General features: G+C 71.5%; 16 protein-coding genes. 14 read left to right on the forward strand and 2 right to left on the reverse strand.

Annotation, left to right across the window (positions count from 1 at the left end; genetic code table 11):
- The first annotated feature begins 67 nt into the window (after nt 1-67).
- From CA984_RS19695 to CA984_RS19710, 4 genes are all read left to right on the forward strand, one after another.
- Nucleotides 68-979 carry a carbohydrate ABC transporter permease gene (locus CA984_RS19695; RefSeq protein ID WP_086574481.1) on the forward strand — a complete coding sequence of 304 codons (912 nt, stop codon included), beginning with the start codon at nt 68-70 and terminating at the stop codon, nt 977-979.
- Nucleotides 966-1,865: a carbohydrate ABC transporter permease gene (locus tag CA984_RS19700; protein WP_086574484.1), complete on the forward strand. Its 900-nt coding sequence runs from the start codon at nt 966-968 to the stop codon at nt 1,863-1,865. The genes CA984_RS19695 and CA984_RS19700 overlap by 14 nt, the downstream gene beginning before the upstream one ends.
- Before the next feature lie 83 nt (nt 1,866-1,948).
- Nucleotides 1,949-3,421, forward strand: a complete 1,473-nt coding sequence (locus tag CA984_RS19705; RefSeq protein ID WP_086574486.1) for an ABC transporter substrate-binding protein — start codon at nt 1,949-1,951, stop codon at nt 3,419-3,421.
- 45 nt (nt 3,422-3,466) lie between these two features.
- Complete coding sequence (locus tag CA984_RS19710) at nt 3,467-6,604, forward strand: DUF5722 domain-containing protein (RefSeq protein WP_086574489.1); 3,138 nt, start codon at nt 3,467-3,469, stop codon at nt 6,602-6,604.
- A 316-nt stretch (nt 6,605-6,920) separates the two neighbouring features.
- On the opposite strand, the gene CA984_RS19715 is transcribed toward CA984_RS19710, so the two are convergent.
- Nucleotides 6,921-7,802 (reverse strand): esterase/lipase family protein, encoded by an 882-nt coding sequence (locus CA984_RS19715; RefSeq protein ID WP_165781330.1) that lies wholly within the window; start codon nt 7,800-7,802, stop codon nt 6,921-6,923.
- Nucleotides 7,803-8,124: 322 nt separating this feature from the next.
- Here CA984_RS19715 and CA984_RS19720 point away from each other — a divergent pair, with 322 nt between their 5' ends.
- From CA984_RS19720 to CA984_RS19760, 9 genes are all read left to right on the forward strand, one after another.
- Complete coding sequence (locus tag CA984_RS19720) at nt 8,125-9,033, forward strand: carbamate kinase (RefSeq protein ID WP_231509903.1); 909 nt, start codon at nt 8,125-8,127, stop codon at nt 9,031-9,033.
- Between the two features lie 27 nt (nt 9,034-9,060).
- Nucleotides 9,061-10,152 carry a barbiturase gene (gene bar, locus CA984_RS19725; RefSeq protein ID WP_086574497.1) on the forward strand — a complete coding sequence of 364 codons (1,092 nt, stop codon included), beginning with the start codon at nt 9,061-9,063 and terminating at the stop codon, nt 10,150-10,152.
- A gap of 425 nt (nt 10,153-10,577) precedes the next feature.
- Nucleotides 10,578-11,132: an SseB family protein gene (locus CA984_RS19730; RefSeq protein WP_086574499.1), complete on the forward strand. Its 555-nt coding sequence runs from the start codon at nt 10,578-10,580 to the stop codon at nt 11,130-11,132.
- Nucleotides 11,133-11,427: 295 nt separating this feature from the next.
- Nucleotides 11,428-12,192, forward strand: coding sequence for a prepilin peptidase (locus CA984_RS19735; RefSeq protein ID WP_207620943.1), 765 nt, complete (start codon nt 11,428-11,430; stop codon nt 12,190-12,192).
- 156 nt (nt 12,193-12,348) lie between these two features.
- Nucleotides 12,349-12,798, forward strand: coding sequence for a MarR family winged helix-turn-helix transcriptional regulator (locus CA984_RS19740; protein ID WP_086574501.1), 450 nt, complete (start codon nt 12,349-12,351; stop codon nt 12,796-12,798).
- Between the two features lie 58 nt (nt 12,799-12,856).
- Nucleotides 12,857-14,035, forward strand: coding sequence for a chorismate synthase (gene aroC / locus CA984_RS19745; protein WP_086574503.1), 1,179 nt, complete (start codon nt 12,857-12,859; stop codon nt 14,033-14,035).
- 34 nt (nt 14,036-14,069) lie between these two features.
- Nucleotides 14,070-14,573, forward strand: a complete 504-nt coding sequence (locus CA984_RS19750; RefSeq protein ID WP_086574505.1) for a shikimate kinase — start codon at nt 14,070-14,072, stop codon at nt 14,571-14,573.
- Nucleotides 14,570-15,646 (forward strand): 3-dehydroquinate synthase, encoded by a 1,077-nt coding sequence (gene aroB / locus CA984_RS19755; RefSeq protein ID WP_086574507.1) that lies wholly within the window; start codon nt 14,570-14,572, stop codon nt 15,644-15,646. Before CA984_RS19750 ends, aroB begins: the two co-directional genes overlap by 4 nt.
- A gap of 103 nt (nt 15,647-15,749) precedes the next feature.
- A complete protein-coding gene (locus tag CA984_RS19760; protein WP_086574509.1) occupies nt 15,750-16,538 on the forward strand; it encodes an SGNH/GDSL hydrolase family protein in 789 nt (262 codons plus the stop codon).
- A 158-nt stretch (nt 16,539-16,696) separates the two neighbouring features.
- Here the strand turns inward: CA984_RS19760 and CA984_RS19765 are convergent, their stop codons facing one another.
- Nucleotides 16,697-18,721, reverse strand: a complete 2,025-nt coding sequence (locus CA984_RS19765; RefSeq protein WP_086574511.1) for an ATP-dependent DNA helicase — start codon at nt 18,719-18,721, stop codon at nt 16,697-16,699.
- 265 nt (nt 18,722-18,986) lie between these two features.
- On the opposite strand from CA984_RS19765, the gene CA984_RS19770 reads away from it, so the two are divergent.
- Nucleotides 18,987-19,291, forward strand: a 305-nt coding sequence (locus CA984_RS19770; RefSeq protein ID WP_133061715.1) for a hypothetical protein, incomplete at its 3' end; no start/stop codon positions are given.

Consider the following 19,291-nt stretch of genomic DNA (forward strand, 5'->3'; position numbering starts at 1 on the left):
CAAATAACACCTCGGAACGAGGTGCTGGCGTAAGGCTCGATATGACAAGCGGAGAGGCAGTTCCATCGTGATTGGCCGGAAGGCGCCACCAGGGCGCCGGCGCATCCCATGGGGTGTCTACCTGGTTCTCCTGCCCACCTTCGCGGCTCTCGCGGTGTTCGCCTACTACCCCGCCCTGAGCGGGATGCTGCACTCGCTCTACGAGTGGCGCCCCGGCTTCGCCTCGCCGTTCGTCGGCCTGGAGAACTACGTCACCATGCTCGGCGACGACCTGTGGTGGGCGTCGTTCCGCAACATCGGGATCATCTTCGTCTGGGCGGTCACGCTCATGTGGGTCTTCCCGCTGCTGGCCGCCGAACTGGTCATGTCGCTGTCGAGCGAGCGGCTGCGCTTCGTCTTCCGCACCCTGCTCATCCTGCCGCTCGCCTTCCCCGCCGTGGTCAACGTGCTGCTGTGGCAGTTCATGTACGACCCGCGGGACGGGGTCGTCAACAGCCTGCTGCGCGCGGTCGGCCTGGACGGGCTGGCGAGCAACTGGATCGGCGACCCGGACACCGCCCTGACCGCGCTGATGACCGTCGGCTTCCCGTGGGTGGCGAGCCTGCCGTTCCTGGTCTTCCTGTCCGCGCTGCAGAACGTGCCCGCGGAGATCTACCAGGCGGCGGAGGTCGACGGCGCGGGCAGGCTGCGGCGCCTGTGGAGCATCGACCTGCCGATGATGCTGCGAGACGTCAAGCTGCTGCTGGTCATGGCGGTGATCGCGGTGCTCCAGTACGGCATGCAGGCGCACATCATGACCAAGGGCGGCCCTGACAACGCCACCCAGGTGCCGGTGCTGCGCATGCTCGACGCCGCCTTCCTGGACACCGACTGGGGTTACGCGGCGGCTCTCGGCACCGTGCTGTTCGTCCTGACCCTCGTGGTGAGCGTCGGCGCGCTGCTCGCCGGAAGGAAGGGAGGCCGGAATGCTCGTGCGTGAGAAGGCGCGGGCCGCCGAGCCGACCGCGGGGCCGGTGGCCGGGCGGGCGGCGAAGGTCTGGATGACCCGTACGCGCCGGACGGACCTGATGGCCGGCGCCGTGCTGTCGGTGCTCGCCTTCGCCGGCCTCTTCCCCTACCTGTTCATGCTGGCCGCGTCCGTCAAGGACAACGAGCAGTTCTACGAGAGCTACTGGGCGCCCGCGTGGCCGATCAGGCTCGGCAACTACGCGGTGGCGTGGGAGCAGGTCAGCCCCTATCTGTTCACCTCGTTCGTGGTGGCGGGGTTCGCGATCGTCGGCACCCTGGCGCTCGCCTCGGCCGCGGCGTTCGTGTTCGCCCGCTACCGGTTCCCCGGCCGGAACCTGCTGTTCGGCCTCGTCGCGGCGCTGCTCATGGTGCCGGCCGTCACCAGCCTCATCCCGCTGTTCGTCCTGATGCGGGACCTGGACATCCTCGACACCCGGCTGGTGCTCATCATCCCGCACATCACCGGCAACACCGTGTTCGGCATCGTGATCATGCGCACCTACATGGCGCAGATCCCCGAGGAGATCTTCGAGGCGGCCAGGGTGGACGGGGCCGGCGGGATCCGCATGTTCGTCTCCCTGATGATGCCGCTGGCCCGCCCGGTCGTCGGCACGGTGGCGCTGGTCACCGTGCTGGGGGTGTGGAACGACTACTTCTGGCCGCTCCTCACCGTGCAGACCGACGAGTTCCGCACGATCCCCGCGGGTCTGGCGTTCTTCGCCAACCAGAACGTGCAGCAGTGGGGGCCGCTGTTCGCGGGCTACACCCTGGCGAGTCTCCCGCTGCTGCTCATGTTCACCTTCCTGTCCAAATGGTTCCTGGCGGGCATCCAGGGCGGGATCGTCTCCGGCAAGTGACCGCTCCTGCGGCCTGCCCCATGCCATGACTGTATTGAAACGTATCAATATCTAACTCACCCCCCTTGAAAGGACCAGGCTCCATGAACACTCCCTCCACACGCCGCCGCAGGGCGGCGGCGTCGGTCGCGCTGCTGGCCGCCGGCGTGGCGGCCGGCGGATGCGGACTGCTGGGCACCGACAAAAAGGCCGACTCGGACGGCGCCGCGGGGCAGGGCAAGGTGACCATCACCTTGGCCGGCCCCAACCAGTGGAACACCAGCGGCAGCAGCTTCGGCCCCTCCTGGGAGGCGCTCGTCGACGCCTTCGAGAAGCGCGAGCCGGGCATCGAGGTGCGCACCCAGGTGCTCCCGCTCGACGGCTTCATCCAGACGATCACGACGCAGCTCGCCGCCGGCACCGCGCCGGAGCTGGTCTTCAACCAGCCGCCGCACAAGGCCCACGAGGTGCACGCGCTCGACGCCGAACTGGACAAGCCAAACCCCTACGTCGAGGGCAACCAGAAATGGCTCGACGTCTTCAAGAAGGAGTACTTCGGCCCCGGGGTCAGCAAGGCGGTCAGCAAGGAGAGCGGGAAGCTCGAATACATCCCGTTCAACCTGGTGGCGATCGGCCTGTTCTACAACAAGGACGCCTTCGCCAAAGCCGGCGTCGACCAGCCCCCGGCCACCTGGGAGGACTTCAGGTCCGCCTGCAAGAAGCTGAAGTCCGCCGGCTACGATCCCGTCGCGCTGGACAAGGGCGGGCTCGCGCCGGGATGGACGTGGGAGTCGATCAGCACCCAGCTCCTGGACAAGTACTACGACAAGTGGAACGCCTTCGACGCCACCGGCAAGCCCGGCACGGCGCCGACCGTGACCGAGAAGTCGATCAGCAAGGCGATCAAGGAAGGTGCGCTCACCGCCGCCGGGACGCCGGAGGTGGCCGAGTCGCTCAAGCTCTACAAGGAGTTCTTCGACTGCGGCACGCCGAACTGGACGGGCGTGGCCGACGGCGGCGCCACGGTCGGCCACCGCGACTTCGTCTCGGGCAAGGCCGCCATGTCGTGGGGCACCGACTTCGCCGTCGAGGCGCTCAAATCGGACGCCAAGTTCCCGATCGGCACCATGCCGTTCCCGACGATCACCAAGGCCACCACCCCGCTGTCGACGGACGCACCCGCCAGGTACGGAGCGTCGGTCGGCGGTACCAGCTACATGGTCCCGTCCACGGTGAAGGGCGAGAAGTACGCCGCCACGATCAAGTTCCTGCAGTTCATGAGCTCGCCGGCGGTCAAGCCGTGGCTGGACGCCACCGGCGGCCTGCCCGCGATAGAGGGTGTGGAACCCTCTCCCGAGACCGCCGGCCTTCTCCAGGGCGAGTGGGGCAAGCCGTTCCGGGTGACCGGGCTGCCCGGCGGTCCCGAGGGCACCTCCTTCCGCGACGTGTTCGACGGTTACCTGCTCGGCAAGCGCCCGCTGGACGAGGAACTGCCCGACCTGCAGAAGTGGTGGGACCGCGGGGTCGAGGCCGGCATCAAGAAGAACAACTGGGGCGAGGAGGACTGGGCCAAGTAGCCCGGTCGGAGGCACCCCCGCCACACCCCCCGAGCAGGAGATGCAATGCCGTATTCACCACGGAACCTACGTAACGCGTTGATCGCCCTCACCCTCGCCCTGCCGGCGGCGGTGACGGCCCTGCCCGCCCCCGCGCTCGCCAGAGCCGAGGCGGGCGTCACCGGGGTCGCCGTCGGCCAGAGCGCCGTCACCGTCACCGGCAGGGCGAGCGGCCAGGTGGCGCTGTACGCGCTGGACACCTGGCAGGACCCCGCGAGCCACACGGACCTGCAGCCGGTCGCCGTCGTCGCGCCCGGCGCCGACGGCGCCTTCAGCGCCGAGGTGCCGCGCATGGACGGCGCGCAGGACCGGCTGCACGACAAGTTCCTCGCCGTCGCCGACGGCGAGGTGCTGGGCGACGTGCACTACGCCGACGACCTGCGCTTCCCCTCGGCCAACGACGCCCCCTACCCGCAGGTGCCCGGCAAGAAGGGCCTGCAGGTCCAGATGACCGACGACGCCGAGGAGATCGGCGTCGAGCACGCGGGCATCAACCTGGCACTGGACTCGGTCATGATGGCCGGACCCGGCGCGGCGGGCAACACCATCGAGCACGTCTCGCAGGGCAGGACGTACTACTTCGACAAGGGCGCGGTCGCCGGGCTGGACGCACAGGTCAAGCCGCTGTCCGACAACGGCGTCCTGGTCAACCTGATCGCCATCGTCTACGACAACAAGGCCGCCAACTCCGCCGCGTCCAAGCTGATCCACCCCGAGGCCGAGCGCGGCAAGGGCACGGTGTACGCCTTCGACGTGAAGACCGCCGAGGGCGAGGGCTACTTCACGGCCGCGATGGAGTTCTTCGCCCAGCGCTACAGCCGCGCCGACGCCAAGTACGGCAGGGCGTGGGGCTGGATCGTCGGCAACGAGATCGACGCCCAGCAGTACTGGTACAACATGGGCCCCCAGGACCGCGACGTCTTCCTGGAGCAGTACACCAGGGCCATGCGGCTGACCTGGCAGGCCGTGCGCAAGTCCGACGCCAACGCCCGCGTCTACACCTCGCTGACCCACTTCTGGACCGGCGCCGTGGGCGACGACCCGAAGTACACCTACAAGGGCCGTGACGTGGTGGAGGGCCTCAACGCCCTGACCAAGGCCCAGGGCGACTTCGACTGGAACATCGCCCACCACCCGTATCCGGAGAACCTGTTCAACCCGGCGTTCTGGAACGACAAGACGGCGACCGACAGCTTCGACACGCTGCGCATCACGTTCAAGAACATCGAGCTGCTGCCGCGCTACCTGGCCCAGCAACACCTGCTCCACGACGGGCAGCCGCGCCGGGTGATCCTTTCGGAGCAGGGCCTGAACTCCCAGGACTACACCGACGAGCAGCTCAAGCTGCAGGCGGCGGCCTACGCCTACGCCTACTACAAGATCGCATTCGCTGAGGGCATCGACTCGTTCATCCTGCACAGGCACGTCGACCACAAGCAGGAGGGCGGCCTCCGCCTCGGCCTGTGGACGTGGGACGACGGGCACGCCGCGCCGTCCAACGCCGGTGACCGCAAGCCGGTGCACGAGGTGTTCAAGTACATCGACACCGAGCGCTCGCTCGAGGTGACCGAGTTCGCCAAGAAGATCATCGGGATCTCCGACTGGAAGGACGTCATCCCCGGCTTCGACCCGGCGAAGCTGGCGACCAGGAAGCTCCCGGCCACCGTCGGCGTACAGCTGGACGCCAGGCCCGCGCTGGAGCGCGTGGTCTCCGACTTCGAGCGGGACACCGGCGGCTGGCGGCCCTCCGACAACGCGGCCGCCGTCGAACAGGTGGCCGTCGACGGCGGGCACGCGCTGCGCGTGCGCTTCGACCGCGACCTGCCGGGCTGGTCGATGTACGCCAAGTCGTACAAGGGCACCGATCTGGTGCTCGACCGGCCGCTCGACGCCTCGCTCAGGTCACAGCTGTCGGTGTCGGTACGGGTGCCGGAGAACGCCGACGACGGCTTCGAGCCGGGCAACGCCTTCTCCGCGAAGGTCCGCGTCTACGGCCCGGACGGCAAGGTCGCCGAGGGCGTCGGCGCGATCGACCCCGCCCGCGGCTGGAACCGGCTCACCCTCGACCTGTCGCGCTGGGCCGGCCGCAAGGCGATCTCCCGGGTCAAGGTGTGGGTACGCGGCTCGGTCGGCTCCGACTGGGCGGGCTCGTACGAGATCGACAGGCTGAGCCTGGCGGCGGCCGCGGTCCCGGCGGCCGACCGGCGCAACGTCGAGATCACCGCCGCGACGGGCGAACGCGGCCGGATCGGCTCCACGGTGAGCTTCACCGTGACCAACCACGATGTGCTGCCCATGGCCGGCAAGGTCACGTTGCGGGCCTGCGACGGGGTGAGCCTCGCCCCGGCCTCGCTCGGGGTGGGCGGCCTGCGGACCGGCGCCGACCGTACCTTCACCACCGAGCTGACCGCCTACGCGCCGGCCGACCAGGAGCACCCGGTGGTGTGCGCGGACTACCTCAAGCAGGAGCACCGGGTCACCTTCCGGCTGCCGCCCGAGGCGGCCTACGTGCCGCCCTCTCCCGATGCCTTCGCCAACCGGGAGCTGTCCGACGGCTTCGACACCGACAGCTCGGCACGCTACCGGACGCACCGGGTCGAGCCGGAGAACAAGGAGGTCCCGCAGGTGAGCGTCGGCGGCGGCACGCTGTCGGCGAGCCACGCCTCCGCGAGCTGGTTCGGGCTGCTCTCCTCGGACGTCTCGCCGCGCAACCCGGCCTTCAGCACCGCGATCACGGTCAAGGGGTTCCAGGGGAACTCCACGGACATGGACACGGTCTACACCGGCCTGGTGAAGGACGGGCGGACGGACGTGGTGGCCTTCTACGTCAACACCCACAAGTTCGCCGGCTTCGAGGTGCGCGGGCCCCAGGTCCCGGGCGGTCTCGCGGTGTTCGGCGTCAAGCAGGGGGTGTCGATCCCGGACGGCGGCAGGTTCGCCCTGTCGCTGGTCGGGGACCGGGCGGCCATGTACGCCGACTCCGGCGACGGCTGGCGGCTGGTCACCGCCGCCACGCTGGAGCACCTGCCCAAGCTGACGGACCCGGACGTGCGGGCGGAATACCGCTACGGCTTCGGCGTCCGCGGTGACGCCGGCGCCACCCCGCTGGTGTTGGACGCGGTCGAGGGCCGCAGCGTCTCCTAGAGGCGCATGACGGAGCCGGCGCGCCGGAGAGACCGCCACGAGCACGATCACCGGCAGTCCGGCGGGCGTGTCTTTCCGGTCCGCCGAGGCTCCTGAGGATTTCCCCGGACCGTGCACGGGTGATGTGGTGAAAGTCGCGGTGGACGCGCCCCCGTTCGGGTGCGTCCACCGCGATTGTCGCCTGTGCCTTCCGCCAAGAATGACCTGTGGGGAAGAATCTCTCAACGCCTTTTGGTCCACGCCTAAAAGCACTGGTCATGCGGGTTCGCGCGATACGGCGGTGGGCCGGCTCGGGGCGGAGGGGGCGCTCGGCGGGTCAGAGGATGAGCGCGAAGCAGTCCGGGCGGTAGCCCTTCGGCAGCGGGCCGGGGCTCTCCAGTGCCTTGTTGACGTAGGAGAGCATCACCGGGTCCAGCGTCTCCAGGTTGTGCCCGATCGCGCCCTCGACCAGTCCCTTCAGCGGGCAGTCGTCCTGGAGCATCCGGTTGGTCACCTGCTCCTCCGGCCCGTCGACGAAGGTCGAGGCCGCCTCCTGCTCGGCCTTCAGCCCGAGGGCGGTGTAGCCGACCCCCTCCTCGACCATGGAGGAGTCGTTGAGCTCCCTCATCAGCGGCGAGTCCGAGCGCAGCTCGTCGCAGACCGTCTCCCAGCCGCAGTTCTCGCGCAACTCCCCGGTCAGCTCCTGGTGCGGTGCGCCCAGGGTGATCAGCTCCGACACCTTTCCCGCCCCGCCCTCCAGCCGCATGTAGGCCCGGGGCACGATCCCGCCCAGGCTGTGCCCGACGATCGCCGCCTTCCGCGCCCCGGTGGCCTGGAGCACCCCCTCGACGAAGATCCCCAGCACCTGGGCGGAATCCCTGATCGAGTTGCTCCACCCGTAGTCGAGCGCGAAGACGCAGTATCCCTGCTTGCTCAGGTACGGCGCCGCCACCGGCCAGGTCACCGCCCCGTTGCTCCTGGCGCCGTGGACCAGGATCACCGGGTACGGCGAGCCGTCACGGGGCCGGCAGCCGAAGTCGTTGGCGTCCTCCAGCCCGTCGGAGGCCATCCGCCTGGCCTGGGCGACCATGTCCGCCTTCGGCACGGCGGGCGCCGTCTCCCGGTTCAGCAGCGTGTCGGCCGCGAACGTGAGGACCGCGAGCCCGGCCACGGCGCACAGGACGATCACGACGATGTGGCCGGGACGGAGCTGACCCACTCGATCTCTCCCGTCGGAAGGACGCGGAAGAGAAGCCTTTCCCGTCACCCGGCACGGGTCTATGGCCTGCCCGCGCCGGTTGGCCCCCCGAAGTTGGCACCGCGCGACAACTCCCGGGAGGCGCCCCCCGCGAGCACGCCCCGGCGCCCGCGCCGCCGCCCGGCGGAGGAAGTCCGGACGCGGGCAGAAGCCGGCGCCGAGGACCGCGACGAGGTCGCAGGCTGGGGTGGCGTCCTGGCCGTCGACTTCTGTCGAAGAACGGCTCCGCCTTGGGCAGAGAGTGACCATGAGCCGGATCAGGCAGGCCGTTAGCGTCGCTCGTGTGGGTGAACGAGTACTGATCGCACTCGGCGGCAACGCGATGACGGCTCCCGACGGAAGCGCCTCGCCGGACGACCAGCGCGGAGCGGTGGAGGGCGCGATGAGCCACGTCACCGCCCTGATCGCGGCCGGCCACCAGGTGACCCTCACCCACGGCAACGGCCCCCAGGTCGGCAACCTGATCCTGAAGAACCAGCTCGCGGCCGACGTCGTGCCCCCGGTGCCGCTCGACTGGTGCGGCGCGCAGACCCAGGCCACGATCGGCACGCTGGTCCTCAACGCCCTGGGCGGCCGTGCCGCGGTCGTGGTGACCCGGACGCTCGTCGACCCCGCCGACCCGGCCTTCCGCGACCCGGTCAAACCCATCGGCCGCTACTTCACCGAGGCCGACGCCCGGCGCTTCGAAGGGCTCGGCCAGACCTGGCGCCGGTTCGACCGGGGCTGGCGCCGGGTGGTGGCCTCCCCGGAACCCCTGGAGATCCTCGACGCCCCCGCGGTGGCCGCGCTGACGGCCGCCGGATTCACCGTCGTCGCGGCGGGCGGCGGGGGAGTGCCGGTGGCCCGCGACGCCGCCGGCCGGCTCACCGGGGTCGAGGCCGTGATCGACAAGGATCTGGCCGCCGCGATGCTGGCGCGCGCCGTACGGGCCACGGTCCTGGTGATCGCCACCGACGTGCCCCGGGCCGTCGTGGGATTCGGTACGGCCCACGCCCGGCCCATCGGCTCCGTCACCGCGGCCGAGCTGCGCGTGTTGCACGCGGCCGGGCACTTCGCGGGAGGGAGCATGGGACCGAAGGTCGAGGCCGCGCTCCGCTTCGTCGAGCAGGGCGGCGACCAGGCGGTGATCACCTCCCTGGGGGACATCGGGGCGGCGGTCGCCGGGCAGGCCGGCACCGTGGTGCGAAAGTGAACACGACCCGATTGGAAGGTGGCAGGCATGCCGGAACCGATTGAAGTGCGCAAGGTGGCCATCGAGAGCGTGACCGACGCCTCCGGGCTGACCCGGCTCATCGACGACGGGGTGATCGAGGCCCACCGGGTGCTCGCGGTCATCGGCAAGACCGAGGGCAACGGCGGGGTCAACGACTACACCCGCATCCTGGCCGACCGTGCCTTCCGCGAGGTGCTCGCCGCCAAGGGGCACCCGTCCCCCGAGAGCGTCCCGCTGGTGTGGTCCGGCGGCACCGACGGCGTGCTGAGCCCGCACGCGACGGTCTTCGCCACCACCGCGGACGCCGAGCCGGGCGACGAGCCGCGCGTCAGCGTCGGCATCGCGATGAGCGACGTCATCCTCCCCGAGGACATCGGCCGCCCCGCCATGGTGGAGAAGGTCGCCGCCGGAGTGCGCGAGGCCATGAAGACCGCCGGGATCGACGATCCCGCCGACGTCCACTACGTCCAGACCAAGACGCCCCTGCTGACCCTGGCCACCATCAACGACGCCAAGTCCCGGGGCAAGGACGTGGTGATCGAGGACACCGGCCCGTCCATGGACATCTCCAACTCCACCACCGCGCTCGGCGTCGCGGTCGCGCTCGGCGAGATCGAGATGCCCACGGCCGACCAGATCCACCGTGACCTGTCGCTGTACTCCTCCGTCGCGTCCTGCTCCTCGGGCGTCGAGCTGGACCGTGCGCAGATCGTGGTCGTCGGCAACGTGCGCGGCATCGGAGGCCGCTACCGGATCGGCCACTCGGTCATGAAGGACGCGCTGGACGCCGACGGGATCTGGGAGGCGATCCGCTCCAGCGGCATCGACCTGCCCGACCGTCCCCACCCGTCCGACCTGGGCGACAGGCTGGTCAACGTCTTCATGAAGTGCGAGGCCGACCCGTCGGGCAGCGTCCGGGGCCGCCGCAACATCATGCTCGACGACTCCGACGTGCACTGGCACCGCCAGATCAAGGCCACCGTCGGCGGCGTCGCGGCCAGCGTCACCGGCGACCCGGCCGTCTTCGTCTCGGTCGCCGCGGTCCACCAGGGCCCCAGCGGCGGCGGCCCGGTCGCCGCCATCGCCGACCTCGGCTGATCCGTCCCGGACGCGGTACGGTCCTGCTCCCGTGCGGGCCGTACCGCGTCCGGACGGGTCAGCCCCAGAGCGCGTAGACGATCCCGAGGGCCGCGGCGAAGAACAGGACCTCGACCACGACGCGTGCCGCCCGGGACTCTCCTGTCCGCCGACCGCGCTCGACCGTCTCCGGCATGACCGCTCCCTTCCGTCCGGATTCCCGACAGGAGGATCGTCGCCCGTCCCCGGCCCCGTCCGCATGGGGCTGGTGTCCCGGTTTCTCCGGGACTCCGGGTCCCGGAGTTCCCGCCCCCTCCCGGGACTCCGGGACCGGGAGCCCCGCACGGCTTCTTCGGGGTTCCGGGTCCCGGAGTTCCCGCTCCCTCCCGGGACTCCCGGCCCCGGAGTTCTCGCCTCCCCACCGGTCGCGGGTAGGCTCCGGATCCGTGCCGAGCATTCCCCAGCCCCTGGTCCCCGATGACGACGGCAGCGCCGACGCCTCCGTTTCGTCCGCGCTCGCGGCCTACTCCGCCGGTACGGCCGACGCCGGGGCGGTGATAGCCGCGCTGGGCGGAGCCCGGCTGCTCGTCCCGGTGGTGGCCCTGCTGACGGCGTCGGAGGTCGGGGAGCACGGCCTGCGGCAGGAGAAGGAGAGCGAGATGGCCCTGCCGAAGCTCATCGGCAACGACGGGCGCGAGGCGGTGCTCGCCTTCACCGGGGTCGAGCCGCTGCGGCTCTGGCGCCCCGACGCCCGGCCCATCCAGGCCACCACCCTCCAGGTCTGCCAGGCGGCGGTACACGAGAACGCGGCCGCGGTGGTGGTCGACGTGGCGGGTCCGGTGCCCTTCGTGATCGAGGGGAGCGTCCTGCGGGCGTTCGCCGCGGTCGAGTCGGGCACCGTCGACCAGCTCGGACCCGAGGTCACCGTGGCGCGGATGGAGGAGGCGGCTCCGGCCCCTCGGCGGCGGCGGTTCGGCTGGCCGTTCCACGGACGGGACTGACCTTCTTCCCCGGGGAGCCGGGGCACGGCCGTCCCCGGGACGCCGGGGCCCGGCAGGGATCTCCCAGAGCCCTGTCACCCGGTCCGGACCTTCGTCTCGTGACTGGGTCCGGACTTTCGTCTCGTGACCGGGTCCGGATCCTCGTCTCGTGACCGAGGCCGGCCCCTTCGGATCCCATGATCCGGCAGGCGTCTTCCGGGGACGCCGGGAGCGGGGCCGGATATGGTCGGCCCGTGGAGGAGCGCGGCGAGCGAGCAGGCGACCGTCCGTGGGCGGCGCAGGGCGGGGAGGCCTCGTGATCCTTCTGCCGGTCCTGGCGGCGCTCACCGGCCTGGCGGCCGGGCGCTGGACGCGGGGCCTGGTGGTCCGGCACTCGGTGGCCGAGGGCGAGCCGCTCCGGAGGGACTGCCCGCACTGCGGCGCCACGCTGTCCGCCGCGCGCTGCCCCGGATGTTCCGGACGGATCGGGCCGCCGCCGCTGGCGGTGGAGCTCGTCACCGCGCTGGCACTGGCCCTTCTCGCCCTGCGCGCCGTGTGGGCGGCCCGCTCCGGCGCCGTCCCGGCGGGGCAGCCGCCCGGGCCGCTGCCGGAGGTCGTGACGGCGGTCGAACTGGCCGCCTACGGATGGCTGGCGGTGGTCGCCGTCGCGCTGGTCTTCGTCGACGCCGCCGTCCACCGGCTGCCCGACCGGCTCACCCTCGCCGCCTACCTCGGCACCGCCGCCCTGCTCACGGCGACGGCCATGCTCGGAGGCCGGTTCGACGACCTGCTCGGAGCCGGGCTGGGCGGGCTCGCCCTGGCGGCCTTCTACCTGGTGCTGTTCCTGGTCAACCCGGCGGGCATGGGGCTGGGCGACGTCAAACTCGCGGCTGCCCTCGGCACCGCGCTCGGCTGGCTGGGCTGGGACGCGCTGGTCGCCGGGGCCTTCCTGGGCTTCCTGGCGGGCGGCCTCTACGGAGTCGCGCTGATGATCCTGCGGCGCGCCGGCCGTAAGAGCGAGATCCCCTTCGGCCCCTTCATGGTCGTGGGGGCCTTCGCGGCCATCCTCACCGGTCTCTGACCGCCGCCTGCCGCCTGCCGCCTGCCGCCGGTCGCGGGCCGGGTGGGCGCCGATCGGGCCGACGCCACCATCGATGATCAATACCTTCGTCTGTTAGCCTCCTCGTGTACGAATTATTTAGTTCGCTCTAACGAAATACAGGAGAGGATCTCCGTCTTGTCGAGGGAGCGACTGCTGGCGGCCCTGGCCGAGGCGGGCCGGGAGCACAGCACCACCGCCGTGATGTTCCACACCGCGGTCAGCGCGCGGATGGGCCTGGGCATGACCGAGGCGAAGGCGCTCGACCTGCTGCGGCGGCTGGGCCCGCTCGCCGCGGGAGAGATCGCCGGGCACTCCGGCCTGACCCCGGCCTCGGTGAGCGGGCTGATCGACCGGCTGGAGCGCAAAGGTTTCGTCCGGCGGATACGCGACACCGAGGACCGGCGCCGGGTCATCGTGGAGATCAGGAACGACGGCGTCGCCGGGTTCGGCGCGCTGTTCGAGGACGTGGTCCAGGGCCTGGAAGGGCTGTACGCCACCTACACCGACGAGCAGCTCGAACTCATCCTCGATTTCCTGCGCAGATCCGCCGAGGTCCAGCGCGCGGCCACCGCCGGACTCGGCTGACGTCTCACCTGATGAGCTGAGGCCATATCAGTGGGCGGCACATGGAAGACTTGGCACCATGTTGCGCTGGTTGACCGCTGGAGAGTCCCACGGCCCTGAGCTCGTCGCGATCCTGGAAGGCCTGCCCGCCGGGGTGGGAGTGACCACGGCCGATATCGATGGAGCACTGGCGAGGCGTCGCCTGGGCTACGGCCGCGGCGCCCGGATGAAGTTCGAGCAGGACGTGGTGAGCGTCGTGGGCGGCGTGCGGCACGGCCGCACGCTCGGCAGCCCCATCGCCATTCGCGTGGGCAACACCGAGTGGCCCAAATGGGAGACCGTCATGGCCGCCGACCCGGTGGACCCGGCGCTGCTGGAGGGCCAGGCCCGCAACGCGCCGCGTTCGCGCCCGCGCCCCGGCCACGCCGACCTGGCCGGCATGCAGAAGTACGGCTTCGACGACGCCCGCCCGGTGCTCGACCGGGCCAGCGCCCGCGAGACCGCCGCCCGCGTGGCCCTCGGCCAGGTCGCCAAGAACTTCCTCAAGCAGGCACTCGGCGTCGACATCGTCAGCCACGTCGTCTCGATCGGCGCGGCACAGGCCACGCAGGGCGTCGTCCCGGGCCCCGGCGACATGGAGGCGGTCGACGCCGACCCGGTGCGCTGTGCCGACCCGGCCGGCAGCGCCGCGATGGTCGCCGAGATCGACAAGGCGCACAAGGAGGGCGACACCCTCGGCGGCGTCGTCGAGGTGCTCGCCTACGGCCTGCCGCCGGGCCTGGGCAGCTACACCCACTGGGACCGCCGCCTCGACTCCCGCCTCGCCGCAGCCCTGATGGGCATCCAGGCGATCAAGGGCGTCGCCGTCGGCGACGGCTTCGAGACCGCGCGCCGTCCCGGCTCCCGGGCCCACGACGAGATCGAGAACACCGCCGACGGCGTGCGCCGCATGACCAACCGGGCCGGCGGCGTCGAGGGCGGGATGACCAACGGCGAGCCGCTGCGCGTCAGCGCGGCGATGAAGCCGATCTCCACGGTGCCCCGCGCGCTGGCCACGATCGACGTGCTGACCGGTGAGGCGGCCAAGGCCCACCACGAGCGCTCCGACGTGTGCGCGGTCCCGGCCGCCGCGATCGTCGCCGAGGCGATGGTCGCGCTGATCCTCGCCGACGCCGCGATCGAGAAGTTCGGCGGCGACTCCGTCGAGGAGGTCGCCCGTAACCTGTCCGGCTACCTCTCGTCGATGGTGATCAAGTGAACGGGAAGCCCGGCGAGCAGCCAGAGGAGGCGCAGTGAGTCCCCGCGTAGTTCTGATCGGTCCTCCCGGATCGGGCAAGTCGACCGTCGGCCGGCTGCTGGCCGACCGCCTGGGGGCCGCCTTCCGCGACACCGACACCGACGTGGAGGCCGTGGCGGGCAAGCCGGTGGGCGACATCTTCGTCGAGGACGGCGAGGAGCGCTTCCGCGAGCTGGAGGCGGCGGCCGTACGGCTGGCGCTGGCCGAACACGACGGCGTGCTCTCCCTCGGCGGCGGCGCGGTCCTGGCCGAGACCACGCGGGAGCTGCTGGCCGGCCACTCGGTGGTCTACCTTGAAGTGGGGCTGTCGCAGGCCGTGCAGCGGGTGGGCCTGGCCTCGGCGCGGCCGTTGCTCGTGCTGAACCCGCGCAGCCAGCTCAAGAAGCTGATGGACGCCCGCCGCCCGATCTACGAGGGGCTGGCCACGGTCGTCGTGGCGACCGACGAGCGCAAGCCCGACGAGGTCGTCGACGAGATCGTGAAGGGGCTGCGGCCGTGACGGTCTCCAGGATCAAGGTCCACGGCGACGCCCCCTACGACGTGGTGATCGGCGCCGGCGTGCTCGGCGAGCTCCCCGGCCTGCTCGGCTCCGGGGTCCGCACCGTCGCCGTGATCCACCCGGCGAGCCTGCCGGAGATCGCGCGGCCGGTCTGCGGCGCGATCGAGGCCGCGGGATACGCGGTCGTCCCGCTGCCGGTGCCCGACGCCGAGCAGGCCAAGACGGTCGAGGTGGCCGCCCAGCTCTGGTCGGCCTTCGGCCGCTACGGCATCACCCGCTCCGACGCCGTGGTCGGTGTCGGCGGGGGAGCCACCACCGACCTGGCCGGGTTCGCCGCCGCCACCTGGCTGCGCGGGGTCAAGGTCGTGCAGGTGCCGACCACCCTGCTGGGCATGGTCGACGCCGCGGTCGGCGGCAAGACCGGGATCAACACCCCCGAGGGCAAGAACCTGGTCGGTTCCTTCCACCCCCCTGCCGGGGTCCTGTGCGACCTGGCCACCCTGGTCTCGGTGCCCCGCGACGACTACGTCGGCGGTCTCGCGGAGATCATCAAGGGCGGCTTCATCGCCGACCCGGCGATCCTGGCGCTCATCGAGGACGACCCCGCCGGCGCCCGGCTCCCCGAGGGGCGGCACACCCGCGAGCTGATCGAGCGGAAGATCCAGATCAAGGCCGACGTCGTCGGCGCCGACCTGCGCGAGGGCGGCCTGCGGGAGATCCTCAACTACGGGCACACCCTGGCCCACGCCATCGAGCGGGTCGAGGAATACCGGATGCGCCACGGCGAGGCCGTGGCAATCGGGATGGTCTACGCCGCGGAGCTGTCCCGCCTGGACGGCCGGATCGGCGCCGACGTCGTGGACCGGACCCGGTCCATCCTGACCTCGGTCGGGCTGCCCGTCTCCTACCGCCGAGACGCCTGGCCCGAGCTCCGTGACCACATGCGCCTGGACAAGAAGAGCCGCGGCGCCAAGCTGCGCTTCGTGGTCCTGGACGACCTGGCGAAGGTGTCCCCGCTGGAGGACCCGCCCGAGGCCCTGCTCGAAGCCGCCTACGAGGAGGTCGCCCGGTGAGGCCCGGGACGATCCCGGCGCGGCGCGCCGGCCGGGCCGCCGCCGCCGGCTCCGGGCGGAGGTCCCACGCGCTCGCCCCGCACGCCGTCGCCGGGAGCGCCCGGTGAGCGGCTACCGTTCCTTCGTCGCCCTCGGCGACAGCTTCACCGAAGGCATGAACGACCCCGCGGTGGCCGGGCCCGGCGCGGACCCGGCGTGGGCCGGACGCTATCGGGGCTGGGCCGACCGGGTGGCCGAGCGGCTGGCCGCGCTCGACCCGGAGTTCCGCTACGCCAACCTCGCCGTGCGCGGCAAGCTCATCGACCAGATCGTCGAGCACCAGGTCCCGCGCGCGATCGGGATGCGACCCGACCTGGTCAGCTTCTGCGCCGGAGGCAACGACCTGCTCCGGCCGGGCAGCGACCCCGACCGGATGGCCAAGAAGCTGGCGGGAGCCGTACGCGATCTGCGGGCCACCGGCGCCGAGGTGCTGCTGTTCACCGGCGTCGACCCGCGCGACACCCCGATCATGCGCCGCGCCCGCGGCACATTCGCGATCTTCTACATGCACGTCAGGTCGATCTCCGAGCTGTACGGCTGCCGCCTGGTGGACCAGTGGTCGATGCAGGGCCTGCGCGACTGGCGCGCCTGGAGCGACGACCGCCTGCACATGAACGAGGAGGGTCACCGGATGGTGGCCGCCAAGGTGTGCGAGGTCCTCGGCATCGACTGCGACGACGACTGGCGCAAGGCCTGGCCGCCCCGCGACCGGGTGGACCCCGGGGTCAAGCGCCGCGAGGACGTGCAGTGGGTGCGCCGGCACCTCGGCCCCTGGGTGATCCGCCGGCTGCGCGGCCGTTCCTCCGGTGACGCCCTCGACCCCAAGCGCCCGGAGCTGGGGATCTTCCCCTGAACCGGCGGGCCGGGGCCGGAGCGGTGTCGGCCGGACGGTCCGCCCGCCGCTCTTCGGCCAGGTGGCCGGGGGTGACGACGGCCCGCCGCTCCCCAGCCGGGCGGGCCGGGGGTGACAACGGCCGATCCGCCGGCACCCTCGGCCGGTGAGCCCGAACCCTACGACGCTGACAGGCGCCTGAGGGCCTCGCGGACCTTCGCCGGGTCGTTGGTGGGCCAGAAGGGCGGCAGCGAGTCGCGCAGGAAACCCGCGTAGCGCGCCGTGGCCAGGCGGGGATCCAGGACCGCGACCACTCCCTTGTCGTGCTGGCTGCGCAGCAGCCGGCCCGCGCCCTGGGCGAGCAGCAGGGCCGCGTGGGTGGCGGCGACCGACATGAAGCCGTTGCCGCCCTTGGCCGCGACGTGGCGTTGGCGGGCGGAGCTCAGCGGGTCGTCCGGCCGGGGGAAGGGGATGCGGTCGATGATGACCAGCCGCAGGGAGGGGCCCGGCACGTCCACGCCCTGCCAGAGGGACAGGGTGCCGAACAGGCAGGTCGGCTCGTCCTCGGAGAACTGCTTGACCAGCAGCATCGTGGAGTCGTCGCCCTGGCAGAGCAGCGGCACGCTCAGCCGGTCCCGCAGGGCCTCGGTGGCGGCCTTGGCGGCCCGCATCGAGGAGAACAGGCCGAGGGTCCGGCCGCCGGCGGCCTCGATCAGCTCCGTTATCTCCTCCAGGTAGGCCTCGGGCAGACCGTCACGGCCAGGCTGGGGCAGGTGCTTGGCGACGTAGAGGATGCCGCTGCGCGGGTGGTCGAAGGGGGAGCCGACGTCCAGCCCGGTCCACCCGGACCGCTCCTTGCCTCCCTCCTTGGCGCCCAGCCCCCACTGGCGGGCCAGCCCGTCGAACGCGCCGCCCAGGGCCAGCGTGGCGGAGGTCAGGATCACCGTGCGGTCGCCGAAGAGCTTGTCGCGGAGCATGCCGGCCACGGTCAGCGGAGCGACCCGCAGCAGGGGCGGACGGCGCTCGGTGCCCGCCTCCAGCCAGACCACCTCGGCCCGGTCCACCTCCTCGGCGTGCCCGAACGCGTTCAGCATCCGCTGCGCCGTGTCGTGGACCTCGTCCAGGGCGGTGAAGGCGGCCTTGCGCAGTCCCGCGCCCTCGGGGTCGTCCTTGTCGGAGCTCATCCGGGGCCCGAGGGCGGTGATGCACCCCCACGCCGCGTCGCGGATCAGGGCCAGCGTCAGCCCGAGCACCTCGGGGAGCTCGTCGAGGCGTCCGGCGGGCGCGACGGCGAGCAGGGCCTTCAGGTCCTCCCCGGCCTCCACGAGCCGGTCGCCGAGGTGCGGCTCGATCAGCTTGCCGACCCGGCGCGCCGCCAGGGCGACCATGACCTCCGACAGCTCGCCGGTCACCACCGAGGTGACCCGGTCGACCAGCTCGTGAGCCTCGTCCACCACGACCACCTCGTGCTCGGGCAGGAGGGGGAAGTCCTCCATCGCGTCGATCGCGAGCAGCGCGTGGTTGGTGACGACGACGTCCGACTCGCCGGCCCGGGCGCGGGCCAGCTCGGCGAAGCACTCCATCCCGCTCGGGCAGCGGGTGGCGCCCAGGCACTCCCTGGCGCTCACCGAGAACTGCCGCCAGGCCTGCTCGTTGACGCCGGGGACGAGCTCGTCGCGGTCGCCGGTCTCGGTCTCCTGGGCCCATTCCTGGATGCGCTGGACCATCCGCCCGGTCAGGCTCACCTCACGCGGGTCGAAGAGCTGGTCCTGCTCGTCGTCGGGCCATCCCGCGCTGGCCTTGTAGCGGCACAGGTAGTTGCGGCGGCCCTTGAGGATCGCGTACGTGGGCTCGTGCGGGAGCTGCGGGGCGAGCGCCTCGGAGAGCCGGGGCAGGTCGCGGTCGACGAGCTGGCGCTGGAGCGCGATGGTGGCGGTGGAGACGACCACGGCGCCCTTGGAGGTCATCGCGTGGCGGATCGAGGGGATCAGATAGGCCAGGGACTTGCCGGTGCCGGTGCCGGCCTGGACGGCCAGGTGGTCACCCGACTGGATCGAGTGCTGCACCGCCTGCACCATCTTGATCTGTCCGGGGCGCTCCACCCCGCCGACGGCCTCGACGGCGGTGCTCAGCAATTCCTCCACCGGCGGCAGATCCGCCTTCGGGGAGACGTCTTCGGTGGGGGCGATGGAGTCGGTCGGCACGACAGCCAACCGTACCCGTTCCGCCCGACGATCGCGGCTGCCTCCGGGCAGTCGCCGGCCGGGCGCATCCCGGAATTCCGGGACCCGGAGCTCGGCACGCGTGGCAAACTGGCAGGATCATCCGGCTCACCGCCCTCCCAACGAGCAAAGAAGATCGCCCGTTTTGGTGTCATAGTGATGGAAGGTGGGGACGGAAAGACCGGTTCGGTAGAGTTTCCCGAGGTCGAGTGGACGAATAAAGGCTGGTTAAAGCACTATGTCTTCCATGTCGGAAGTTGTCCCGTTGCCGTCGTTCGGCGAAGTGTTCTTTGACGAGCGTGGCCAGGAGCGGGTTCTCCGGGTCACCTGGCACGAAGGCACGCTGGTGCTGAGCTTGTGGCGCGGCGAGATGTGCAGTGCCAGTTTCCGGATGCCCATGCAGGATGTGGGCCGTCTGGTGGACACCCTCGACGAGGGCTTCGTCGAGGCCGGGGGCCAGTATCCCGACGAGGTGGGCGAGCAGCAGCCCGCACCCGWGGGCGACTACCAGGAGCACGGGGAGTTCCCCGGCACCGGGCAGTACGCCCGGCC

This window comes from Streptosporangium minutum (assembly GCF_002149035.1).
In the GTDB taxonomy this organism is placed as follows: domain Bacteria; phylum Actinomycetota; class Actinomycetes; order Streptosporangiales; family Streptosporangiaceae; genus Streptosporangium; species Streptosporangium minutum.